Here is a 15,994-nt window from a genome sequence, read left to right as displayed (position 1 = left end):
AACCGGAGCCCACATGAGCCAACACGCTGTCGCGCTGGAGCGGCGCATCGCCGCCGACCTGTCCCATCACGATACGGCCAGGCGTGCCGCCGTCCTGCGGCAATATGGCGGCCACGCGCTGTCGTTCTGCACCATGCAGCCGGGGATGTCGTATTTCGAAGTGCCCGGCGTCGGCTACATCGCGTTCGCGCAGTACTGGGGCATGCGCTTCGCGCTGGGCGAGCCCGTGTGCCCGCCGCATCTGCGCGACGCGATGCTCAGCGCGTTCGTCGACCGCTATCCCGACGCCGTCTTCGTCCAGGTGGGCAAGGGCGTCGTCGACCACCTGCACGCCCGCCACGGCTATTACGGCACGCAGTTCGGCAGCGAATCGCGGCTGGACCTCGCCGCGTTCTCGCTGCGTGGCGCGCGCAAGCAGGTGATACGCACGGCGATCAACGCCGCCCGCGCGGACGGCATCGAGATCCGCGAGGGCGGCTTCGACCACGACGTGCGCCGCATCTCCGACGCATGGATCCGCACGCGGCGCTGCAAGAACAACGAGATCCGCTTCCTGATCCGGCCGATGATCGTCGACTACCGCGAAGGCACGCGCTATTTCTACGCGTACCTCGACGACGAGGCCGTGGGCTTCGTGTTCTTCGATCCGCTGTACCGCGACGGCCGCCTGGCCGGCTACGTGCCGAACATCTCGCGCTCGTCCGCCAACTTCCGGCAAGGCCTGTGGTATGCGCTGATGGCGTACGCGATCGCGCGCTTCCAGGAAGAAGGCGTGCCGTGCCTGGACCTGGGCCTGACGCCGCTGATGCTGTCCGGCGAGATCGAACCGCAGGAATCGCGCGTGCTGCGCGCCACGTTGTCCGTGATCCGCGAGCGGATGGACTTCCTCTACAACTTCAAGGGGCTGGAATTCGCCAAGTCGCGCTTCCAGGGGCAGGTCGAAAAGACCTATTGCTGCCACCGGAACGCACTGCCGGCCCTCGCCATGACGGCCATGTTCCGCCTGACACGGATCATCTAGGCCACGGAGATATCCATGACGACCACCATCGACGAGGCAGCCGACGGGCTGCCGGACGTGCGCGACGCCTTTGCCGGCAAGCGCATCCTGCTCACGGGTGCGACGGGTTTCGTCGCGAAGGTCCTGCTGGAAAAGCTGATCCGCACCGTGCCGGACATCGGCGGCATCGTGCTGCTGATCCGCGCCGGCAGTCCTGGCGACGCCCGCGCGCGCTTCGAGCGCGAGATCGCGGCATCGTCCGTGTTCGACCACCTGCGCGCCGTGCGCCCGGCCTGGCTGGAACGCTTCCTCGCCGAGCGCGTGGACTGCGTGACGGGCGAGATCACGGCGCCCGGCTTCGGCCTCGCGGCCGCGCGCTTCGCCGAGCTGGCACGCGGCGTGGACGTGGTCGTGAACGCGGCCGCCAGCGTCGATTTCCGCGAACCGCTCGACGAAGCACTCGCCATCAACACGCTGAGCCTGCGCCACGTGACGGCGTTCGCGCGCGTCGCCAACGCGCCGCTGGTGCACGTGTCGACCTGCTACGTGAACGGCTACAACCGCGGCGAGATGCGCGAGGAGATCGTCGCGCCGGCAGGCAGCGCACGCGACGGCATCCCGCGCCATCGCGACGGCTGGTACGACGTCGACGCGCTGATCGCCGCCCTGCGGCGCAGAATCGAGCGGGTGCGGGCGAAGGCCGGCGGCGCCGATCCGGAACGGCTGCGCCGGCGCCTGACGGACCTCGGCATCCGGGAGGCCCAGCGCCACGGCTGGAACGACACCTACACGTTCACCAAGTGGCTCGGCGAGCAGGTCGCCCTCCGGGCCATGCATGGGCTTGCCCTGACGATCGTGCGGCCGGCCATCATCGAAAGCACGCTGCGCGAGCCGGCGCCCGGCTGGATCGAGGGCGTGAAGGTGGCGGACGCGGTGATCCTCGCCTATGCGCGCGGCAAGACGAGCTTCTTCCCCGCGCGGCGCGAAGGCATCATCGACGTCATCCCCGTCGACCTCGTCGCCAACGCCGTCGTACTGGCGGGTGCGGAGGCGCTGGCCGCCGGGCCGGGCCGGCGCATCTATCAATGCTGCAGCGGTTCCACGAATCCGCTCGCGCTGGGTGAACTGATCCGGCTCCTGCAGGCGGAATCCAAACGCAACTGGCGCCAGTACGACCGCCTGTTCCACGCCGAGCCGAAGCACGATTTCCGCACGGTCGGGGAGGGCACCTTCCGCTTTTTCATGGGCGCGTTCGGCATCGGCGCGACGGCGTGGAACGGCCTGCGCCGGCTGGCGGGCGCGCCGGGTGCCACGCGCGCGCTGGAAAAGCTGCGCACGACGCGCCTGCTGGCGCTGACGTTCGCCTTCTACGCGCACCCGCGCTACCGGTTCCACAACGCCGGCCTGCTGGCCCTGGCTGCGCGCTTCGGGGAGGAGGCGCGGCGGCTGTACCCCGTGGATGCGCGCGTCGTCGACTGGGAAGACTACCTGTGCCGCATCCACATGGCGGGGCTGAACCGCTATGCGCTGCGGCCGCGGGACGCGGTGCCGGAAGATTCGGCAGCCGCCGCTGCGGCGGCCGCGGGCGTCGACCCGATGGCGGCCCCGGCCTCGCGCTGACGGGCGGAGCGGCAAGCCGGACCGGCTTGTTCGGTCATTTTGCAACTAACCGACAGACGCCGCGACCCACACCGGAACCCCGCCACCAGCACGCCGGGAGGGGCCGGCGCGACGCGATGTAAATATGCGCCCCTTCGGACGTGACTGCGTTATGATGTTTTCCCAATGGACGCAACGTGCAAGCGCGCCCGGCCGGTTCTCTGGAGGAGGTCGTGAACCTTTCGCCTTTACCCCTCGCGGTATTCGTCGTCGACGCGGCAGGGACGATCACGAGCTGGAACCGCGCCTGCGAAAAGCTGGCGGGCTATGGCGCGGCGGACATCCGTCACTGCAGCCTCGACCAGATCATCGCCTTCGACGAGCCGGCCACCGTGACGTGGATCGGCGAGCGCGTCAACGAGGATTCGACGGGAGAACTGATTTGCGCGGACGGGCACCGGGTGCCGGTGCGGGTGACGGTGGCGCCGCAATCGCTCGATCCCGACCAGCCCGGCGGCTTCAGCGTCATCGTCGTGCCGCGTGCCGGCCTGGCGCCGACCCGTTACGCATTGATCCAGGACCTGCCCATCGCCGACATCATCGAGGAATTGCCGTGCGTGTTCTACGTCATCGACCAGAGCGGGCACCTGCTGTTGTGGAACCACCAGCTGGAAGACGCGCTCGAGATGGGGAGCGAGGAGTTGCCGACGTTTAACGTCAAGAATTTCTTCGACGAGCGCGACCAGGCGATGATCGTGGAAAAGATCCTGGCCGCCTTCGAGGGTGGCGGGTCGTACCACGAGGCCGACCTCGTCGGGAAGCACGGCAAGCGCACGACTTTCCTGTTCCATTGTTCGCGTGCGAGCCTGGGCAACCTGCCGGTCGTGTTCGGCACTGGCCTGGACATCACGTCGCGCAAGGAAGCCGAGCGCGGCCTGCGCGTGCGCGAGCGGGCCATGTACGCGAGCGTGAACGCGATCGTGATCACGTGCTGCGCGGACGGGGCCGACAACGTGATCGAGTACGTGAATCCCGCGTTCGAGCAGATCACCGGCTACACGCTGGCCGAGGTGAAGGGCCGCAATCCGCGCTTCATGCGCGTCGAGGATTGCGACGTGCACGAGCATCAGCGCATCCACGACGCCGTCGCTAGCCGGCAGAGCGTGCGCGCCGTCCTGCGCAACCGGCGCAAGAACGGCGAGATCTTCTGGAACGACCTGCGCGTCGATCCCGTCGCCAGCATCGAGGGCGAAGTATCGCACTTCGTCGGCGTGATCAACGACATCACCGAAGCCCGCCATTACGAGCGCCGGTTGCAGCACCTCGCGCACCACGACGCGCTGACGGGCCTCGCCAACCGCACGCTGCTGCTGGAACGCCTGAAGGCGGCGATCGATGCGGCGTCGTCCCATCGCCGCCAGGGCGCGCTCGCGTTCCTGGACCTCGACAACTTCAAGCACATCAACGACACCTTCGGCCACGAAGCCGGCGACGCCGTCCTGCGCGAGATCGCGGCCCGCCTGCGCGACAGCATGCGCGAGGAAGACACGGTGGCGCGCCTGGGCGGCGACGAATTCGTCCTCGTGATCGCCGAGCAGGCCGACGTGACCCAGCTGGCCTGCCTCGTCGAGCGCGTACGCCAGAGCCTGTCGGCGCCGGTCGTCGTCGAGGGCAAGGAGATCCTGCCCGGCACGAGCATCGGCGTCAGCCTGTTCCCGCAGGACGGGCGCACGGTCGACGACGTCATGCGCGCGGCCGACGCCGCCATGTACCACGCCAAGACCCTCGGGCGCAACAACGTGCAGTTCTACTCCGAGGCACTGAACCAGGTCGTGCACCAGCATCTGCTGCTGGAAGCGAGCCTGAGCCGGGCGATCCGCAACCGCGAACTGGTGCTCGGCTACCAGCCGAAGGTCGACCTGCGTACGGGCAAGGTCGTGGGCGCCGAGGCGCTCGTGCGCTGGCAGCATCCCGTCGACGGCATCATCGCGCCCGACGTCTTCATTCCCGTCGCCGAGCAGACGGGCCTGATCATCCCGCTGGGCGACTGGGTGATCGACGAGGCATGCGCCACGCTGCAGACGCTCGCCGCCGTGGGCATCGAAGATTTCGTCATTGCGGTGAACCTGTCCGCACGCCAGCTGCGCCAGCGCCGCTTCGTGAACCGGCTCACGGACACGTTGGCGCGGCATGGCGTCCCCGCGCACCGCCTGGAGCTGGAAGTGACGGAGAGCCAGCTGATGGACCACCCGGAAGAAGCGCTCGACGCGCTGGCCCAGTTGAAGCTGCTGGGTGTACGCCTGTCGATCGACGATTTCGGAACCGGTTACTCGAGTCTCAGCCACCTGCAGAAATTCCCCGTCGACTGCATCAAGATCGACCGGTCGTTCCTCGGCGGGGGTACGGATCCGGACGATGGCCATGAAGTCATCACGCGCGCCATCATCGCGCTCGGCCACAACCTCAAGTTGCAGGTGATCGCGGAAGGCGTCGAGACGATCGAGCAGCTGACGTTCCTGCGCGACCACGACTGCGACCAGATGCAGGGCTATTATTTCAGTCCGGCCCTGGCCCAGGAGGGGCTCCAGGAGATGCTGCGGCGCGACGCGCGCCTGCCGATGTAGATGACGATGGTGCCGATCCAGGACATCCTGCACCGCATCGCCTGGGATCCCGCGTTCGGCGCGGGCGGCTTCGTCATCGGCTACCGCGACCGCCTGCGCGGACGGACGGTGCGCATTCCGTTCGACCGGATCGTGCTGGGGGAGGGGCGCGGATTCTCGTTCGACGTCATCGGCGCGGACGGCGTCGCGCGCATGATTCCGTACCACCGCGTGCGCGAAGTGCTGCGCGACGGGAAAATCATCTGGCGCCGCCGCGTAGGCGGGGAGGACATGGACGGGGAAGACGGCGAGCGTTGACGCGATGCACACTGGCGTGCGCCGGGCGCTGCCGGCAGCCTGTCAGGCGTATTCCCCCGTGTGCAGCACCGCGTACGTGTGGCGGCCGGCTTCCTTGGCGGCGTACAGCGCGCGGTCGGCCGTTTCCATCAGCGCCCGCGGGTCGACGCTGCCGCCGGACGCGAGGCCGATGCCGATCGTCGTCCCGACTTTCAATGTGCGTCCGGCCAGCGCGAACGGTTCCGCGATCGCGTCCAGGATCTTGCGGGCGACGCGTTCGACGTCGGCCTCGCTGCGCACGTCGTGCAGCAGCACCGTGAATTCGTCGCCGGCCAGGCGTGCGACCAGGTCCGTCGAGCGCACGCTGGTCCGCAGCCGGCGCGCGAATTCCACGAGCACGTCGTCGCCGGTCGCGTGGCCGTAGCGGTCGTTGATCTGCTTGAAGAAGTCCACGTCCAGGTACAGCAGCGCGCAATCGCGGTCGCCCTGGCGCGAGCGGCTGGCGGCGCCTTCCAGCGCCTGCTCGAAGCGGCGCCGGTTCGGCAGCTGCGTGAGCGGGTCCGTGTGCGCCAGCGCATGCAGGCTGCGCTCGTGCATGCGCGAGGCGGTGGCGTCCGTCGTCAGGATGTACACGCCGGCCACGCGGCCGTCGCGCATCTGCGGCAGGAACGTCGAGTGGGCGATGCGCGTGTGGTTCTTGCGCACGATCTCGTGTTCGCACTGCGACGCGTTGCCGAGCCAGGCCTGTTCCAGCGCCCTGGCCTGCGGCGCGTAAAAGGCGGGGCCGAACGCCTCCTCGACGGTGAGGCCTAGGATCCGCTCAGGCGGCACGCCCAGCCACGATGCGTGCACGGCGTTGGCGAACGCATAGCGGCGATCGGCGTCCAGGTGGGCGATCAGCACCGGCACGTTGTCGGTGATCGTACGCAGCCGCTCCTCGCTCTCGGCCTGGCGCAGTTCGGAGAGCCTGCGGGCGGTCATGTCGAACGCCATCGCGTAATAGCCGTCCGGCGTACCGTCCAGTGCGCGCTGCGGCACGAACATGCACTGGTAATACAGCTGGCGGCCGTTCACCTCGATGACGTCCTCGAACGTGCTGCATTCGCCCGCGTGGACGCGGCGCAGGTGGGGTTCGAGCTTCGCGTATTCGGGTTCCGAATAGGCGTCGCGCACGTCGTGGCCGATCAGCGCCTCGGCCGGCTTGCCGTAGAACTGGATGGCGCGGCCGTTCAGGAACACGAACCTGCCCGCCGCGTTGACCTTGCCGATCAGCGCCGGCAGGTTTTCCGTGATGGCGCGCAGGCGGCGTTCGCTCGCTTCCAGCTGTTCGCGCGCCGTGCTGCGCTCGGTGATGTCGGTCATCGCCACGACGGCGCCCAGCATCCGCCCGTTGGCGCTCTTCAGCGGACGGCCGCTGGCCAGGAGAGTGGCAGCCGGGCGGCCCGGGGGCGCGATGGCCATCGCCTGTTCGCGCACGACCTCGCCCCGCAGGACGCGCGCGAGCGGCACTTCGTCCGGCGCGAGCGGCGTGTGGCCGTCCGCTTCGTACAGGGCGTAATGCGTCGGCCAGCCGGCCGTCTTCACGCAGGCGCGGTCCAGGCCGTGCAGCGTGCGGGCCTTCTTGTTGAACAACGTGAGGTTGCCCTCGGCGTCGCAGGCGACGACGGCGACGTCGATCGATTCCAGCACGGCATCCAGCAATTCCTGCTTTTCGTCGAGCTGCTGGCGCGTGCGGTTGCGCTCGGAGACGTCGTCGAGGAACGCGCCGATGCAGCGCCGGCCCTGCCATTCGTAGGCGCCGACTTTCATTTCGACGGCGATGCGGCGGCCGCTCGCGGTCAGCGCCGGCAGCTCGATCTGCCGGTCGACGACGGTGCCGCAGCCGGTCTCGAGGAAGCGGCGCATGCCCGCGGCGTGCGCCGCGCGCAGTTCTTCCGGCACGATCAGGTCCGTCAGCGGACGGCCCATTGCCTCGCTCCGGTTCCAGCCGAAGATCCGTTCGGCGGCCGGGTTCCATTCGGTGATGCGGCCCTCGGGATCGGTGCCGACGAACGCGCTGTACGACGTCGCGACGACCGCCCGGGTCCAGCTTTCGGCATCGCGGAGCAGCGTCTCGGCCGCCTTGCGGTGGGCGATTTCCGTGGAGAGGTCCGCGAGGCGGGTTTCCAGTTCCGCCGTGCGCTGGGACATGCGCAGCTCCAGTTCCGCGTTGAGCGACTTGAGGGCCTGCTCGGCCATCACGCGCGCCGTCGTGACGCGGGCCTGGTTCAGTTCCACCTCGACCAGGTCGGCCAGGTCGCGCAGGCACTGGCGCTGCGCGTCGTCGAAACGGCGCGGGTTGCGGTCGACGATGCACAGCGTGCCCACGGCTTGGCCGTCGCAGAAGACGGGCTGCCCGGCATAGAAACGGATGTGCGGCCCGCCCGTGACGAGCGGATTGTCGGCGAACCGCGGATCCGCGGCCGCATCCTCGACGACCAACATCTCTCGTTGTGCCACGGTGTGGGCGCAGAAGGCATCCTCGCGGGCCGTCTGTTCCACGTCCAGGCCGCAGCGCGACTTGAACCATTGGCGCTTGTCGTCGACCAGCGTGATGAGTGCGATGGGCACGCCGAAGGTCATCGCGGCCAGGCGCGTGTAGCGGTCGAAGCGGGGCTCCGGCCGGGTATCCAGCAGGTCGAGCGCGGTCAGTGCCGCGAGGCGAGAAGTTTCCGAGATCGTCTTGGTCATCAGCATGGGCCGTTCCAGGTGGTGTGAACGGCGGCGGGGCAGGGGCCGCAAGGAAGGCGCTCGCCGGGGGTTGGGGCGAGTGTCCGGAAGAATGGTAACACTAAATTCCTCACGGAAAGTTTCACTTTTGTGGAATGTGGCGCCGCCACTACGTTGCAGTTCACATATTGCGCGGGCGCCGACATAGTAAAATGGAGGTCCGCGTTCCCTTCCTGGCAAAGGATGTTTCCCCATGGCGCCGATCGATCTCAACGGCTATGACCTCGCCGAACTGAAAGGTTTGTTTTTCGATATCGAGCAGGAGATCAAGCGCCGCGCGCGCGACGAGCGCGACCGGGCGCGCGACCGCATCCACGCGCTCGCGGCCGACGCGGGCATCCCGCTCGACGCGCTGGTCAAGACCGCGGTGCCGCGCTACCGCAACCCGGCCGACAGCGGCCAGACGTGGACGGGCCGCGGGCGCCAGCCGCGCTGGATCGCCGAGGCGCTGGCCAGCGGGCGGTCGCTGGACGATTTCAAGATCTGAGCATCGGCGACGTGTAAGCCGGATCGTGGATAAACGGCAGCGGGCGGCCTTCGCGCAGGGCGGCGAGGACCGCTGCGAAGTCGGTCCGGCAGCGAAACCCCAGGTCGCGTTCGATCGCGGCCGCGTCGTACACGCGGCCGATGCTGGCCGGCAGCGACCAGCCCCGGGCCGCGTAGAGGCTGGCCGCGTCCGGGAAATGCCGGGCGATCACGGCCGGCGCGTCCGTCTTCAGCAGGGCCGCGTCGGCGCGGCCGAAGGGCGTCGGCGCCGACACGACGTACAGGCCGAAGCCGATGGCCGGCGCCTTCTCCAGCGCGGCGAGGTGCGCGAGCGCGCAGTCTTCGACGGTCAGGCGACGGTGCAGGAATTCGTTCGCCTTCATGTTTTCGCCGGCAAGATGGTCGTGCGTGTCATCGTCTTCCGGGAAGAACCGTGCCGTCCTCAGCACGACCACGGGGAGACCGTGCTCCGCGTGGAACAGCCGCGCCAGCTCCTCGGCCGTGCGCTTGGTCACGCCATAGATGTTGCGGGGCTGCAGCGGTCCGCTCGTCTCGTCCAGCCAGGCGGCGGCGGGCGCGGTCTCGTCGCGGATGGCCTGCGTGATCATCAGCGACGTGGTCGACGTGGATACGAACCGGCTCGTACCGTGGGCCGCCGCCGCCTCCAGCAGGTTGAGCGTCCCGGTGACGTTCACGTCGACGAACGCCTGGCGCGGATAGCGCGCGATGTCGGGCTTGTGCAGCGCGGCCGCGTGGATCACGCCGTCGAACCGGTAATCGGCGAACAGGCGCCGGACCAGGGGCGCGTCGGCGACGCTGCCGACCACGTCGGTGTGCGGCCCGGGCGCCACGTCGAGGCCGAGCGGGACGTGGCCCGCCCGCCGCAGCAGCGGGGACAGGAATCGGCCAAGCCAGCCGGAAGAGCCAGTCAAGAGAATTTGCATGTTCGATGTCGATCTCGTGGGGTGCCGTTCGTCGTCAGGATGCAGGACAGGTTTTCCAACCAACATTATGACAAGAGGACATCATGAACAAGCAAATCATCTTCAACCTGCCGGTGCAGGACCTGGACCGTTCGAAGGCCTTCTTTTCGGCGCTCGGCTTTACGCTCAATTCCCGCTACAGCAACGAGAATGCACTGTTCATGAACGTCGTGGACGACACCCTGCACGTCATGCTGATGACGGAAGCGTTCTTTGAATCCCTCATCAACAAGCCGGCCGTGCGGGCGCGTGATGCCAACGAGGTGATCATCTGCCTGAGCTGCGAAAGCCGGGAGGAAGTCGACAGCCTGATCGCCCGCGCGCAAGCGGCGGGTGCGCGGATTCCGCACCCGCCCGAGGATCATGGCTTCATGTACGACCAAGGCTTCGAGGACCTCGACGGCCATCTGTGGAACCTGGTCTGGACGGCGCCGCGGGAATGACCCGTCACGGCAGCTGTACGCGGACCACGCCGTCGGCGACGGTCACATAGAGACGGCCCTTGTCGTCGATCGCCAGGCCTCCTGGATTGTTGAGGCCGCCGGGGAGGGGGCCGGGGCGCGTCTGCCACAGGCCGACCTGGCCGGCGACGGTGCTCACCACGCCGGCCGGCGTGATCTTGCGGATCGTCTGGTTGCCGCCGTCGACGACGTACAGGTTGTCCGCTTTGTCGATCACCATCTCTCTCGGCCCGTTGAATTGCGCCGCCGTGCCGGCACCATCGGCCGCGCCGGGTTTGTCGGCAGTGCCCGCGAAGATGCTGGCCGAGCCGTCCGGTGTGACCTTGACGATGATGTGGCGGAGGTAGTCCGATATGTATCCGTTGCCGGCGCGGTCCACCGCAAGGCCGCTCAAGTACTCGCCCAGCATGCCGGCGGTGGCGCTCAAGTCGGTCGGGTACTGATAGGTCACAGGAGGGCTTGGGTCGGAATAGCCCGGCACGACCGAGCCGGACTCCTGGACGAACAGGAGGCGGCCGCCGCCGTTGCGGTCGACGGTCCGCCAGCCTCGATGTTGCGCTTCGTGGCTCCCGGTAGCCGGGCTGCTGGAACCGCCGCCAACCATGACCGCGGTCGTGGCATATAGCGTGCCGTCGGGGCCGAGTGCCAGCGTGGACGGATTGTCGCCCAGGCTCTGCGGCAGAAGGCGGTTGGCGGGCGCATGCGTCGGGAACCTCGACAGCGACATCGTGCTGGTCACCCCGTCCAGCGTGATGCGTCGCAGGGCGACGGCAGGCGACCCGTCATAAGACTGATAGCCCGAGCCGTCCAGGGCGTAGAGAACCTGGCTGTTCTTATCGAAAAGAAGCTGCGAGATCTGCTTCGTAAAGCCTGCCGCGTTGCCGGTGCCGTCCGTCCCCGGAGGCACGCCATCCTTGCCGACAAAGTCTGACACGACGCCGTCCTGCGTCAGTTTGAAAATCGTGGCATTGGCGTCGTTCGCCACAAACAATGTGCCGTCCGGGCCGACCGCGATGCCGGCCCTGACGTAGTTGCCGGTTGGGTTTTTGGCCAACAGGACGATGGCCTGGTTATTCACCGGCGGCGTGCCAGAGCCTGTCGTATCCGATGAGCCGCCTCCACCGCCGCACGACGTCAACAACGTGGCGGCCGCCGCGACGAGGATGGCACGGCGTGTGGATACGGTGGCAGGTATGTTGAACACAGTTCGATCTCTTTCTATCGTAAGCCTGGCCGGAGTGGCCACGGCATGCAGGATAGCAAGAGAACGATATACAAATTCTCACGGATGGTCACGACGAGAATGCCGCGGTTTCATTTCTTCGCTGCAGGAGCTGGCAAACCCGTCAACGCGCCGGTCAGGTAAGTTTTCATGCGCGAGGCGAACCGCCGCTCGACCAGGACGTGCACGCCATACGCGGCGCCCAGCACGGCGGCGATCATGCCCCAGAACAGCAGATGGGCGCTTACCGTCGGGTAGAAGCGATTGAACACCAGATAGCCGATGTTCTGGTGCAGCAGATACAGCGGATAGCTGATCGCCCCGGCCAACGGCCAGCGATAGCGGGCGATCGAGCCCGTCCGGCCCAATGCGATCAGCAGCATCACCAGGAAGAACAAGGTCAGGATGCCGATGACGATAGCGCCGTTCAAGGTCGACATGGCGTTCTCGGCGCGCACCTTGCGCAGGATAACTTCCGATTGGAAGAGGGCGAGGCCCCAGGCGCCTGCGAGTACCGTCAGCCTGCTCACGGCCGCACCCTGTTTCCAGATCAGGAAGCAGGTGGCACCGGCGATGAAATACGCCGCGTAATCGAAGATCAGCAGGGTGCGGACGGCATGCAGCGCACCTGCCGGCAGCCACGCATCCGGGAACAGCGCGAGGAGTGCGAGCGCGATACATGCCAGCAGCCACATGACGAGGTAGCGCTGCGCCTGGTGAATCTTTCCGATGACCAGGAGCGCGGCCACCAGTGCATAAAACCGGATCTCGACCAGCAGCGACCAGTAAGCCCCTTCCAGCAACGGCACCCTGAACAGGTCGGCGACCATCGTCATGTTGATGGCGTACTGGCCGAACGTGACGTTGCGTGGCGCGGCAAGTGAGATGCTGGCCAGGAAAGTGATCGTGCAACAGGTCCAGAACGCGGGGTAGAGCCGCACGACGCGGGAGATGCAGAAGTCGCGCAGGCGCGCGCTGGCGGCCGCGGTCATCAGGACGACGAATCCGCTGATCATGAAAAACAGTTCGACCCCGAGGAAGCCATACTCGGCGACGGGCGCCAGCAGCGGGTACGGCATCGCCGAGAAGCCGCCGGCCGGCCCACGGTAGGCGTAGTGAAAAAAGACGACGGAGAGCGCCGCCAGGAATCGCAGAAGATCGATTTCGTTGACTCTGGTGCGTGTCATGGCGTGAACCTCCAGGCGGCGGATTCAATGGTGCGCGACCATGCCCGCGGGCGCGATGGCCCCCGGTGCCGTACTTCGCGTCCGTGGTTGGACGCGCTTGTCCAGCATCTGCCTGCTCGAGATCGCAAACAGGAGGAATATCCAGATCGGGGCCTCGTAGAAATACATGATGCAATACGCGGGGATCAGGACGATGATCGCCGCCAGGATGATGCCGTGCAGAGCGAATATGCGCAGCAGGATCAGCGCCAGCGGCAACGTCACGATAATGCCGCCGCGGCTGACCAGGTTCAGGATGACGCCGATGTCCTGGTAGTGGCATCCGATGCAAGGATCCGTTCCATAGCCGAACCCCGTGAATTTCTCTTCCACGCCGGCATCCAGGTATGTGTTTATGCCCTGCATCTTGAACGACAGGCTGGGATCGTTGCCGCCGAAGCGGGTCATCAGGTGGTCGATGAAATTGGAGGCGTAAATGTAGAAAACGACGACGGACAGTGCGATGACGATTTCGAGCAAGCCGATGCGCTTGCGCCACAGCCAGCCGAGCAGCAGCAACAGCACGGAAACGAAGAAGATCGAGGATGCGGCATGCGTCATCAGGACGGAAATGATGGTCCCGACGGCCACGACGATGAGCTTTTTGCTGAACTCGGCCGAAAATGCGTAGATGGCCAGCATGCACGATACGTAGTTGGTGTAGGTGCCGGGCTCCACATGCAGGCCCGCAAAGCGGGCGATGTTGAAGTATTCCTCGGTGACGCGGCTTTCCGTGCCGAACACGAGTTGATGAACGTCGTAGATCGTATGCGTGACGAAATAGTACAGGATCACCTGAATGGTCAGCGTCAGTACGTTGATCCCGATCAGGCATGCCAGCGCCGCCTCGAATTCCCTCCGGTACGAGAATCGCGTTTCGAATATGGCGATGGCCAACGCCAGGTTGGCGGCGATCAGGAGGACGAATTGCGGTGGCACCGGCTTGACGACGACCACGTGAAAAACCAGTGTGAACAGCAGCGTCGCCACGAGCAGGGAAGGCAGTTTCACCCGGATCTTCCCGAGGAACACCAGAGGCGACATGGCCGCCATGGCCACGCCGGCCGCGAGATACTTGGGCAGCATCGTGGCGCGGGTTCCCGATTCTTCGAAAGGCGTGAACAACAGGAAGAGCGCGACGAGGAACGCCAGGAAGAACGAGATCGAGAAACCCGACGGAGAGCGCTTGTTCTTCATGGCTGGACCAAGATTTCCGGGATGAAAAAGGTCGCCGAAGTCCCCCGTCCGGGGACGGGGTGGCTGGCGCACACCCGTCAAGCATGCGCTACGACGCTGAAGCTCGTTTGATGTGACTCAACTAGAAGCGGCTGGTCAGCATCAGAGTGACGCTGCGCGGGCTGCCCGGTGCGTGCAGCGACTGCGCGCCGTCGTGCCACACGTAGTCGTAGTAGCGGTCCGCCACGTTGCGGACCTGGAGCTCCACGTCCAGGTTGTTGCCGAGGCGGTAGGCGGCCGACAGGTTGACGACGGAATACGCCCCGAACTTGCCGGTGGTGTTGGTCCGGTCGAGGAAGTAATTGCTTTGGCCATTGATCGAGCCGGACAAGCGCAGCGCGTCGCTGACGTTGAAGTCCGCGCCCGCGTTGTACAGCAGGTGCGGCGTGTGATCGATCTCGTTGCCCTGCGTGGCGATCGACGCGTCGTCCGCCTTGACGATGCGCGCGCGTTGCACGGCGGCGCCCACCCACACGCCCAGGCGCGACGTCGGCCGCAGGTTCAGCTGCAGGTCCACGCCCCGGCGCCGCGTCTCGCCGATGTTCTCGGCATCGTTGGCCGGGTCGTTCATCTTGCGCCGGGCCTCGTTGGACGCATATTGCTCCCACACCGCGAGGCGGCCTTCCACGCCTTGCGCAGGGCGGAACTTGACGCCGGTCTCCCAGCCATCGTTGATCGACGGCGACAGGTCGCTGGTCTGGTTGACCTTGTAGGTGGCGGTGCCGATGCCGATCTGGAATGTGCGGCCGACGTTCCCGTACACGGACCAGGCGTCGTTGACCTGGTACACGGCGGACAGCTTCGGTTGGCGGATCAATCCATAGTCGTTGATGCCGTAGACGCGGCCGTCCAGCAGGTTCGTGTAGCTGCCGGTGAGCTTGTCGACGCGCAGCGCCGGTGTGATGGTGAGTGCGGCGGCCGGCTTGTAGATCGCCTGGATGAACCCGCCAGCCGTGTTCAGGTCGAACTGCTGGTCGCGGGTCTGGGATTGCCGCACCGCGCTCGCCGTGAACCAGCGCTGGCTCGCGTTGTCCTGGCGCTCCGTGTCCAGCCCGCCGACGACACGCAGCTGGCCGGTCGGGCGCCACGTCAACGTCGTCGAGGCGCCGGTGTGGTTTTCCTCGATCGTGCGTTCCTGCTGGCGCGCCCCGGCGGAGAAGGTCACGTAGCGGTGGTCGTTCAGGGCATTGTGATAGACCTGCGCCGCCCAGAACAGCTGGCGCCCGAGCGCCGTCTCGGCCTGCAGGGCCACCTGGTCCATCCGGCGCGTGCCGCGGTCGGTGGCGTTGTGCGGCATCGACTGTTCCCAGTCCGCGCGGGCTTCCGCAGCCGTCAGGAAGCCCGGTTCGTCGGCACGCACTTCATGGTGGCGCACGATCAGGCCATACCGGCTCGTGCCGTTGTCGGGCGAATAAAACCATTTGCCGGAGAAGGTGGACTTGTCCGCATCCGAGTGGGCGCGGTAGCCGTCCGTCCTTTGCCAGCTCGCGGCGTAGTTCTGGGAGAAACCATTGCGGTCGATGCCCAGTGCCGCCTGCGCGTCGCGCGTGTCGAAGCTGCCGTAGCCGAGGCGCGCCGCGCCGTAATTGCCGCCGATCTTCGTCACGACGTTGGCATTGCCGGCGATGTTGTGCAGGCCGTAGCGGGGATCGTTCGTGCCGCGCACGAGCTCGACGGCGCGGATGTCCAGCAGCGGCGCCAGGTCGAGGTAGGGCATCATCCCGTCGTTGCTGTTGCTGGGTATCCCGTCGATCAGCAGCTTGACGGCGTTGATCTCGCCTTCGCCCGTGAAGCCGCGGATCGAAATCTTGCCGGACGTCGTGCCCTGGCCATATTGCGTCAGCATCACGCCGGGGAGTTGGCCGAACAATTGCCAGTTGTGGCTGATTGCCTGTGTCGCGATCTTGCTCTCGTCCAGGAGGTCGACCGACGTCAGGACATTGCGTGTGGCCAGCGGCCCCGTTGCCTTGCCGACCACCGTGACCACACCGACCGTCATCGCCGGCGCCGCAGCGATGTCTGCCGTGTCCTGCGCGCGTGCCGACAGCGCGAAACACAGTCCGATGGCGAGAACGACCGTCTTCTTACGAAAAAACATCATCAAGTGTTGAT

Annotated in this window: 12 protein-coding genes; 6 read left to right on the top strand and 6 right to left on the bottom strand. The window is 66.6% G+C overall.

Going from position 1 to position 15,994, the window contains the following annotated elements:
- The first annotated feature begins 13 nt into the window (after nucleotides 1–13).
- The 4 genes from ACEN98_RS32700 to ACEN98_RS32685 all read left to right on the top strand — a co-directional run bounded on the left by ACEN98_RS32700 (nucleotide 14) and on the right by ACEN98_RS32685 (nucleotide 5,520).
- Entirely contained in the window at nucleotides 14–1,021 is a 1,008-nt protein-coding gene (locus ACEN98_RS32700; protein WP_413388990.1) for a DUF2156 domain-containing protein, read from the top strand.
- 15 nt (nucleotides 1,022–1,036) lie between these two features.
- Nucleotides 1,037–2,620 (top strand): SDR family oxidoreductase, encoded by a 1,584-nt coding sequence (locus ACEN98_RS32695; RefSeq protein WP_413388989.1) that lies wholly within the window; start codon nucleotides 1,037–1,039, stop codon nucleotides 2,618–2,620.
- A gap of 212 nt (nucleotides 2,621–2,832) precedes the next feature.
- Nucleotides 2,833–5,223: an EAL domain-containing protein gene (locus tag ACEN98_RS32690; protein ID WP_413388988.1), complete on the top strand. Its 2,391-nt coding sequence runs from the start codon at nucleotides 2,833–2,835 to the stop codon at nucleotides 5,221–5,223.
- A gap of 6 nt (nucleotides 5,224–5,229) precedes the next feature.
- The gene (locus tag ACEN98_RS32685) at nucleotides 5,230–5,520 is read left to right on the top strand and encodes a DUF504 domain-containing protein (RefSeq protein WP_413388987.1); all 291 of its coding nucleotides are present in this window, start codon (nucleotides 5,230–5,232) and stop codon (nucleotides 5,518–5,520) included.
- Between the two features lie 42 nt (nucleotides 5,521–5,562).
- On the opposite strand, the gene ACEN98_RS32680 is transcribed toward ACEN98_RS32685, so the two are convergent.
- Nucleotides 5,563–8,235 carry a PAS domain S-box protein gene (locus ACEN98_RS32680; RefSeq protein ID WP_413388986.1) on the bottom strand — a complete coding sequence of 891 codons (2,673 nt, stop codon included), beginning with the start codon at nucleotides 8,233–8,235 and terminating at the stop codon, nucleotides 5,563–5,565.
- 226 nt (nucleotides 8,236–8,461) lie between these two features.
- On the opposite strand from ACEN98_RS32680, the gene ACEN98_RS32675 reads away from it, so the two are divergent.
- Nucleotides 8,462–8,755, top strand: a complete 294-nt coding sequence (locus tag ACEN98_RS32675) for an H-NS family nucleoid-associated regulatory protein (protein ID WP_371764667.1) — start codon at nucleotides 8,462–8,464, stop codon at nucleotides 8,753–8,755.
- On the opposite strand, the gene ACEN98_RS32670 is transcribed toward ACEN98_RS32675, so the two are convergent.
- Nucleotides 8,745–9,686 carry an NAD-dependent epimerase/dehydratase family protein gene (locus ACEN98_RS32670; protein WP_413388985.1) on the bottom strand — a complete coding sequence of 314 codons (942 nt, stop codon included), beginning with the start codon at nucleotides 9,684–9,686 and terminating at the stop codon, nucleotides 8,745–8,747. The two genes, ACEN98_RS32675 and ACEN98_RS32670, sit on opposite strands and share 11 nt — an antisense overlap.
- A gap of 95 nt (nucleotides 9,687–9,781) precedes the next feature.
- Here ACEN98_RS32670 and ACEN98_RS32665 point away from each other — a divergent pair, with 95 nt between their 5' ends.
- Nucleotides 9,782–10,180 carry a VOC family protein gene (locus tag ACEN98_RS32665; RefSeq protein WP_413388984.1) on the top strand — a complete coding sequence of 133 codons (399 nt, stop codon included), beginning with the start codon at nucleotides 9,782–9,784 and terminating at the stop codon, nucleotides 10,178–10,180.
- Between the two features lie 4 nt (nucleotides 10,181–10,184).
- On the opposite strand, the gene ACEN98_RS32660 is transcribed toward ACEN98_RS32665, so the two are convergent.
- From ACEN98_RS32660 to ACEN98_RS32645, 4 genes are all read right to left on the bottom strand, one after another.
- Nucleotides 10,185–11,402, bottom strand: a complete 1,218-nt coding sequence (locus tag ACEN98_RS32660; protein WP_413388983.1) for a hypothetical protein — start codon at nucleotides 11,400–11,402, stop codon at nucleotides 10,185–10,187.
- Nucleotides 11,403–11,512: 110 nt separating this feature from the next.
- Nucleotides 11,513–12,607, bottom strand: coding sequence for an acyltransferase family protein (locus tag ACEN98_RS32655; RefSeq protein WP_413388982.1), 1,095 nt, complete (start codon nucleotides 12,605–12,607; stop codon nucleotides 11,513–11,515).
- Between the two features lie 24 nt (nucleotides 12,608–12,631).
- Nucleotides 12,632–13,924: a hypothetical protein gene (locus tag ACEN98_RS32650; RefSeq protein WP_413388981.1), complete on the bottom strand. Its 1,293-nt coding sequence runs from the start codon at nucleotides 13,922–13,924 to the stop codon at nucleotides 12,632–12,634.
- A gap of 40 nt (nucleotides 13,925–13,964) precedes the next feature.
- The gene (locus tag ACEN98_RS32645) at nucleotides 13,965–15,983 is read right to left on the bottom strand and encodes a TonB-dependent receptor (protein WP_413388980.1); all 2,019 of its coding nucleotides are present in this window, start codon (nucleotides 15,981–15,983) and stop codon (nucleotides 13,965–13,967) included.
- Nucleotides 15,984–15,994: the final 11 nt, after the last annotated feature.

The organism is Massilia sp. CT11-137 (assembly GCF_047302885.1).
Taxonomy (GTDB): Bacteria; Pseudomonadota; Gammaproteobacteria; order Burkholderiales; family Burkholderiaceae_D; genus Telluria; species Telluria orientalis.
This window is presented reverse-complemented; position numbering and strand designations above follow the sequence as displayed.